7 protein-coding genes and 1 other RNA gene are annotated in these 6,760 nt (G+C 39.1%); 5 read left to right on the top strand and 3 right to left on the bottom strand.

What is annotated here, in order from left to right:
- Positions 1–92 precede the first annotated feature (92 nt).
- Positions 93–986 carry an ammonium transporter gene (locus SD31_RS07790; RefSeq protein ID WP_052258772.1) on the bottom strand — a complete coding sequence of 298 codons (894 nt, stop codon included), beginning with the start codon at positions 984–986 and terminating at the stop codon, positions 93–95.
- A gap of 239 nt (positions 987–1,225) precedes the next feature.
- Here SD31_RS07790 and SD31_RS17295 point away from each other — a divergent pair, with 239 nt between their 5' ends.
- The 5 genes from SD31_RS17295 to ssrA all read left to right on the top strand — a co-directional run bounded on the left by SD31_RS17295 (position 1,226) and on the right by ssrA (position 4,404).
- Positions 1,226–1,696, top strand: a complete 471-nt coding sequence (locus tag SD31_RS17295) for an AraC family ligand binding domain-containing protein (RefSeq protein WP_197053603.1) — start codon at positions 1,226–1,228, stop codon at positions 1,694–1,696.
- Positions 1,697–1,748: 52 nt separating this feature from the next.
- The gene (locus SD31_RS17290; protein WP_316929811.1) at positions 1,749–2,057 is read left to right on the top strand and encodes an AraC family transcriptional regulator; all 309 of its coding nucleotides are present in this window, start codon (positions 1,749–1,751) and stop codon (positions 2,055–2,057) included.
- 79 nt (positions 2,058–2,136) lie between these two features.
- The gene (gene ygiD / locus SD31_RS07780; protein WP_231561316.1) at positions 2,137–2,970 is read left to right on the top strand and encodes a 4,5-DOPA dioxygenase extradiol; all 834 of its coding nucleotides are present in this window, start codon (positions 2,137–2,139) and stop codon (positions 2,968–2,970) included.
- Positions 2,971–3,242: 272 nt separating this feature from the next.
- Complete coding sequence (locus tag SD31_RS07775; RefSeq protein WP_039053720.1) at positions 3,243–3,980, top strand: class I SAM-dependent methyltransferase; 738 nt, start codon at positions 3,243–3,245, stop codon at positions 3,978–3,980.
- Positions 3,981–4,037: 57 nt separating this feature from the next.
- Positions 4,038–4,404, top strand: a transfer-messenger RNA (tmRNA) gene (gene ssrA, locus SD31_RS16035).
- A gap of 759 nt (positions 4,405–5,163) precedes the next feature.
- Here the strand turns inward: ssrA and SD31_RS07770 are convergent.
- Together SD31_RS07770 and SD31_RS21235 are read right to left on the bottom strand one after the other, a co-directional pair.
- A complete protein-coding gene (locus SD31_RS07770) occupies positions 5,164–6,024 on the bottom strand; it encodes a tyrosine-type recombinase/integrase (protein ID WP_052258771.1) in 861 nt (286 codons plus the stop codon).
- Positions 6,025–6,064: 40 nt separating this feature from the next.
- Positions 6,065–6,322, bottom strand: a complete 258-nt coding sequence (locus SD31_RS21235; protein WP_039053718.1) for an Arm DNA-binding domain-containing protein — start codon at positions 6,320–6,322, stop codon at positions 6,065–6,067.
- Between the last annotated feature and the right edge of the window lie 438 nt (positions 6,323–6,760).

Genomic DNA, 6,760 nt, shown 5'->3' with positions numbered 1-6,760 from the left:
GTCACGCCTGCTGCGGGATTTGTAACTATTCCACATTCTTTTGTGATAGGTGCTGTAGCGGCGTGATAAGCTACCAAGCCTCATCACCACACCTATACATACTCCCATGGCCGAAGGTTGATACCTCTTGCCGCATCAAAGAAGATATATGTAAGCGCTGCAGCTCCCGACGCAGTGGATGTCGTCGCCAACGCTGTTGCTGCCAGCTGTGACGCTCCAAACGCCGACCCGGCGTTGAATCCGTACCAGCCGAACCATAGCAATCCTGTTCCTAATAATACATACGTGATGCGGGCCGGCGTATGCTCGTGAAACTGCTTCCCTTGCTTCATATATATCGCTGCAGCAAGAGCCGTCAAGCCGGCCGACATATGCACTACCGTACCGCCGGCAAAGTCCAAGACCCCTAATTTGCATAGCAGGCCGTCAGGATGCCATGTAGCATGCGCCAAAGGAGCGTAAATAAAAACAAAAAACAAGCAAACAAACAACACATATGAAGTGAATTTGATACGCTCCGCCACAGCTCCCGTAATCAAAGCCGGCGTGATGATAGCAAATTTCAACTGATACATTGCAAACAAGGTAAAAGGTATAGTCGGCGCGCCAGCCCATGGCTCACCGTCAATCACTCCTTTGAACATAAAGTATGTGGTAGGATTTCCGATGACACCACCTATGGAGTCGCCGAACACCAAAGAAAAACCAAACACAACCCATAATACTGCTACCACCGCCATACAGATAAAGCTCTGCAACATCGTCGAGATGACATTCTTCTTCTTCACCATCCCACCGTAGAAGTACGCTAATCCTGGCGTCATAATCAAAACTAATGCCGCCGCAGTCAAAATCCATGCAATATCTGCCCCATTATAATCATAATCTTTAGTATGATTCGGAACAGAAGGATTAAAAAGAGATAAAATCACCAAAATAAACACCACAATCAGTGGAGCAAACGATTTTTGTTGTGCTTTTTGCATATTTTTTATAGTTAATTTTCAATTTTGACTCAAAATAAAAACTAATTTACCATAAAAACAAGCAAAAAATTTAATTTTCATCAATTTTATACAAGATAATATGTAAAAATATCAATAAAACACCCAAAAAACAATAAACCAAACAAACAAAAAGACCAAAAACAACAACAAAAACAACCCAAAACCTCTTTGCAACAAATAAATTTTAGCCTTTACACAATAAATTCTATCTTTAATTCATGAATGAGCTATTCAAAATTTATAAAGTAGACCATTTTGAGGCTGAAAAGATAGACCAAAGTCCAAATAACCCACATCAGCATGATTTCGAAGAGTTGATTATCGGAATCAAGGGACAACTTATGCACTTTATAGACTTTGAAACCCAAACTATCAATGCTCCTTTTATTTCTTTTGTTTCGAAAGGGAAAATCCATAGAGCCAGCCCCAAAAAGGTTGAAGGCGAATGTGACTTTTGGGTAATACGCTTCAAGACAGAGTTTATTCCGGAAATCACATTTCAGCTATACAATTACTATCATGCCCAGGCTAATTTTAGGCTGACCACCTCCTACGCTATACAAAGGCTAGACACACTTTGTCGCCTCATATACGAGGAATATGTTCGGCAGAATAGCGAACTGGCAATCATTAAGGATCTACTGACAGCACTGCTCACCGTAATAGAAAGCGAAAGAAAAAAAGGTTAGCACCACGACAGTAAATCTCACTAACAATCAGAATACAACCTTCAAAAATTTCCTGACTATACTAGAGGAAAATTTCCGTCGTCCTGAAGGCGTTGCCTTCTATGCCGAAAAACTCTTCATGAGTCCCAAGTCGCTGAACACGCTCACCCAAAACATATTGCATCAGTCCGTATCCGAGCTCATCGAAACGAGAAAACTTATAGAAGCCAAAAGACTGCTCCTGTCTACAGACAAAAGCATAGCAGAAATAGGATTTGAATTGGGATATAGCGACAAGGCTTACTTCACTAACGTATTCAAAAAGAAATCAGGACAGACTCCTTCCGAATTTAGAGAAGAGATGAAAAATATGCTTTCCTAAATTCACAACTTTTCGTCCGAAAATTTATACCATCCCTCCATCCTTTTTGCCGATCTTTGAATCTGAAGATAATAAGTTTATGAACAGAAAAGATTTTCTGGCCGCTGCCGCCGCTCTTCCTTTGACAGGTGCGGCACACAAGCTGAGCCAACTGCATAAATTCTCTAAAGAACTGGACAACAGCCCCAAGATGCCTGTCCTTTTCTTAGGACATGGTAGTCCTATGAATGCCATCGAGGAAAACGAGTTTGTACAGGGATTCCGAAAGGTGGGAGCACAGATAGAAAAACCCAAAGCGATACTGGTGGTATCGGCCCACTGGGAAACACGTGGCACTTTTGTCACCGCCATGGACAACCCGCCAACCATCCACGACTTCGGTGGTTTCCCTCGCGAGCTTTTCGAGGTGCAGTACCCTGCTCCCGGCAGCCCCGAGCTGGCACAATATACCAAAGAAATAATAACTTCCGCCGAAGTGCATCTTGACGACAAGTGGGGACTGGATCACGGTTCCTGGTCCGTCATCAAACACCTTTATCCTGACGCAGACGTACCCGTGATACAGATGAGTATAGACTACACACAGCCCCCTGCCTACCATTATGCATTGGCCAAAGAGCTTGCCATATTACGCAACAAAGGTGTGCTCATCGTAGGCAGCGGAAACATCGTACACAACCTGCGTATGGTGGCATGGCAGCACCTCAACACGACGGGATATGCCTACGACTGGGCTCAGTACGCAGATGAGAAGATGAAAGAGTATATACGTGAAGGTAACCATCAGCCTTTGATAGAATACTATAAACAAGGTAAAGAGTTTCAGCTGGCGGTGCCAACTCCCGAACATTTCATTCCTATGCTGTATGCACTAAGCTTGCAAGAAAAAAATGAAACATATAGAAATCTTTAATGACGCGGCCGTAGGAGGCTCGCTGACGATGACCTCATTTAAAATAGGATAGTCTCATCCCTACTTTTGTTGGAGAATGAAACAGGGGGCACCACCATCGACCTCCTGTTTTTTCTTACTATTCCTCTTGCAAATGTCTAACATTTCCTCTCAACACTCTGCTTACAACGATGTATTGCTATGAACATCTACCAAGGATATCGTCGTAGTACTACAGTTTTAGAATGCAATTAAAAAAAAATTATATTTATACTGAACAAACCATTATTGCCTTGAAAAACATTTTTTCTTCATCGTCGGAGCAATACGCCAAATATAGGCCGGACTATCCGCAAGCCTTATTTGACTTTATTTATCCTTTGCTATCCAACAAGGAGTGCGCTTGGGATTGTGGTACCGGCAATGGTCAGCTGGCCATAGAGCTAGCCAAAGAGTTTAGAAAGGTAAAAGCCACAGACATCAGTGAGGAGCAGCTTCAACATGCGTTTACGGCTGACAATGTGGAATATTCGGTTCAAGCAGCAGAAAGCACCTGCTTCGAAGACAACAGCTTCGACCTGATCACGGTAGCCCAAGCTGTACATTGGTTCGAAATCGACAAATTCAACGAGGAGGTGAAACGCGTGGGAAAACCTAACAGTCTTATCGCCCTCATAGGCTATGAGTTGTGTTCCATAAGTCCCGAAATTGATAAAATCATACGCTACTTTTACGAAGATATTATAGGAAAATATTGGGACCCCGAAAGAAAACATCTGCAAAGTCAATATCAGTATATCCCTTTCCCGTTTAAGGAACTGGAAACACCATCCTTAAATAATATTAAGCTATGGAGGTACGACCATCTTGTAGGCTACCTCAACACTTGGTCGGCAGTAAAGCACTTTGTTAACAAAAACAATTATAACCCCATAAGCGAAATAGAAAAAGACCTACGGCAAGCCTGGGGCAACATCGAATTGCGGAGGGTAATCTTCCCTATCATCTTTCGTGTAGGACGTGTGAAATAGAGCTCCTCATTGACAACATTGAAGATTTTTATTATTTTTGTGTAACATACTGTTACCGGGGTCGACTGGAATTGACAGGATAGTAATGGTTATGTAAGCATGTAGTGCGTTGATAGTTAAGCACTTTAATCTCACTATCAGAACAATAACTGGCGAAGAAAACTACGCCTTAGCTGCTTAATTTAGAATTAAGTTCAGCTTTTGTCTCGTTAGGCCTTGCTCTATCGCCTAACATCAGAGGCATCGACTTATAGAGCTGGTCACTGTGACGTTGCTAAGCAGTGATGAGATTCAGCAACTAAGGAGAACGGTATAGGTAGGCTTCTCACCTTCCCTCTCCCGACAAACTAAGAGAAGCTAAACATGTAGAAAGCATAAATCATTCTATGTTTGGACGAGGGTTCGAATCCCTCCGACTCCACAAATAAAAGACATACTCCTTGAGTATGTCTTTTTGCTTTTAAGAGATTCCCTCATCGTGTATTAGCTATCTCATGGCACATCATGCGCATGGACTTTATCCCCTCATTATCCACCCTCTCTAACATATAATTACGATTTTGAAGAGGTTTGAATGTTCCTTCCTTTTTTTAATGGGGTATGAGTTCTTATATAAAACAACACATAGAGAGTATTATAAACATATTTGACTCCTACTGAGAGAAGGAAAAGACATTTATGGTAAGATTGGTGAAGCAGACACGGTACTTTCTAGGATAGTAATTCACCCTGTAAAAATCGTAGTCGTTAGATACCTCCAAAATTCTATCTCGCTTCCCAAATAAAATGTCAAAAATCATAAAGAATTGTTTTGCCATTTTAGATTGACGACGTAAAAAATATCTTAGAGGCTTCACCCTATTAAGTCGTCAACTATTTGAATAAATCGCGAATATTTTTCACTACAAGGTTTTCTAATTTGGACACAATTGGGGTTACTTGATCTACGTTATTTTCCCAATGCATAGCTTCGTTATAAACTATCGAAAGAAGGAATTAAAATTCAGGTACATTTACTCCTTACTTTCTGCATAACTAAGTTTTTCAATCGTTCTGCAACATTTATCTGATAAAAAATCGCTCCTTTCTTTTTCTGATGGCAATAAGTCATTAATACGTTCCTCAATTTTGATTCTGTCCCGCCACATACAGCGTACAAAAATATTTATTTTAAATTTTTCCTTTAAATTACTAAACAATCCCATTTCTGCATTTCTCTAAGTTTTACATTATCAACAATTTTAGCATAGACTTGAGTTGTTCGAATGTTTGTATGACCCAACAACTTGCTTACTACTTCCATTGGTATTCCTAACGAGATCGAAGTTGTTGCAAATGTATGTCTTGCAACATGGAATGTAATATTTTTTGTTATTCCTACTTCTTTAGCTATTTGCTTTAAGACTCTATTAGTTACTTTATTACAATAAATTTTAAATATCCTGTCTCCTTTAGAGTTTTTGGGGAGAAAAGATTTAGATTTCTGCGTCAAAGGGATACTTACCGTATAATTTGTCTTATGCATTTTAATGACCAAGTAATCGCCTTGCAGGTTATTTAAAGACAATGCCTTAATATCCGAATATCGTAAGCCAGTATGACACGCAAATAGGAAATATTGAAGCACCTCCATTTTGATGTTTGCATATCTGCATTCTTGATAATATTTATTGAGCCTGTTTAATTCTTCTAAACTTAAAAAATCTCTTTTCCCATCAACTTTTTTGATATTGACATATTGAAAAGGATTCGTTTTTATATAACCGAAGCGCATTGCTATATTAACGAATGTTCTCAAAACCCTTAAACTTTTACTTGCCGTGTTTTCGTTGTTTTTCAGCACATTAAGCATATAAGAATGATAGTCGGTTATAAACTTTTCATTAATGTCCGAGAACAATAAAGGATTTTTAAACCTTTGTATTTTGGACAATTGAGATTTGTAACTATACCAAGTTTCTCGCCTTAAATCTGCTTTATGTTCTTTAAGGTATGAAAAAATAAAACCCGCAAAATCTGCTTCGTGGATGTAATCGTAACCCAATAACCGCTCTTTGAATTGAGGTAACGATAAAGGTGGCTCATCAATTTAAAAAATTGTTCACGAGAATTCTGACAGCCTTCTTATCCATGGCATCTAAAATCAGATTGTGCTTTTCAGAAGTATTGTTTCCCTTTTTTACTCTTTGCTGTCTTACCGACCAATCCCTTTTGGGAATTGCAATGGAAGTTGCCAATTCTATTTTTCGCCCTTTTAAGAATGCTCTCAAGTACACTGGGTATAAGCCCTCGCTATTTTTTACATTTTTCAATACAAACTTGTAATTAATCTGAATGCTCATAACTGTAGTGAAGTATTTGTGAATGTGAAATTTTAATGAAAAAATGTAATTAACAAACAAAAAAGATAAAACAACATCAATATTTTGCTACTTATATAGAAGAGTCAGGAAAACCATATAATCTATTAGTTAATCAAAATAAAAGTTTCGTTGGTAGTTATGTATTGGGTAAAGGTTTTATACTGTCTCCAGAAGAAGCTCAAAATTTGATAGAAAAAGATCCGAGAAACAAAGAAGTGCTCTTCCCGTATTTAAATGGAGATGACCTTAACAATAGTCCTACACAGTCGCCCTCAAGGTGTAGTTATTTAATTTTTTTGACTACTGGACCCGGAAAGAAAAAATCGCCATGTAAACCTATTCCAGATTGTTTTAAATTAGTTGAGGAGAAAGATAAGCCTGAAAGAAAATGAAGGTTGATGAGCAAAAAATTCATTG

Source organism: Sphingobacterium sp. T2, from assembly GCF_000814685.1.
Taxonomy (GTDB): domain Bacteria; phylum Bacteroidota; class Bacteroidia; order Sphingobacteriales; family Sphingobacteriaceae; genus Sphingobacterium; species Sphingobacterium thermophilum.
The sequence above is the reverse complement of the archived record's forward strand: the minus strand, read 5'-3'. Positions and strand labels throughout refer to the sequence as shown.

Excerpts from the sequence above, each read along its gene's own strand:
- SD31_RS07790 (WP_052258772.1), bottom strand. The coding sequence starts at position 986 with ATGCAAAAAGCACAACAAAAATCGTTTGCTCCACTGATTGTGGTGTTT.
- SD31_RS17295 (WP_197053603.1), top strand. The coding sequence starts at position 1,226 with ATGAATGAGCTATTCAAAATTTATAAAGTAGACCATTTTGAGGCTGAA.
- ygiD (WP_231561316.1), top strand. The coding sequence starts at position 2,137 with ATGAACAGAAAAGATTTTCTGGCCGCTGCCGCCGCTCTTCCTTTGACA.
- SD31_RS21235 (WP_039053718.1), bottom strand. The coding sequence starts at position 6,322 with ATGAGCATTCAGATTAATTACAAGTTTGTATTGAAAAATGTAAAAAAT.